Below are 262 nucleotides of genomic sequence, written 5' to 3'. Positions count from 1 at the left end.
CAGTTCAGTCATCCCTCTGAGGTCAGCTGCCACTTGCAAAAAGGTGACTTGCTCCTGATGCCGCATCTGCATGTCCAGGCTGTTCACCGGGGCCTCGAATGTGTTGCAAAGCCATAGCTCGTTTAGCCTGGCAAGGCCTCGTACCGAAAAGTCAGACGTTAATTCACAGTCCTGCAGGTGCAGCCTTTGCAAACGCGGGAATCTTTTCAATTGCTCGGCAAAGCGCGAATCCAGACTGAATTTTGAATGTACCCAATTAATC

General features: G+C 50.8%; 1 protein-coding gene. It reads right to left on the bottom strand.

Features of this window, described 5'->3' with window-relative positions; translation table 11 throughout:
* Positions 1 to 262: hypothetical protein (locus AAEY83_RS16165; protein WP_351060634.1), on the bottom strand; the 262-nt coding region annotated here is incomplete at both ends.

This window comes from Psychrobacter sp. TB20-MNA-CIBAN-0197 (assembly GCF_040309765.1).
Classification (GTDB): Bacteria; Pseudomonadota; Gammaproteobacteria; order Pseudomonadales; family Moraxellaceae; genus Psychrobacter; species Psychrobacter submarinus.
This window is presented reverse-complemented; position numbering and strand designations above follow the sequence as displayed.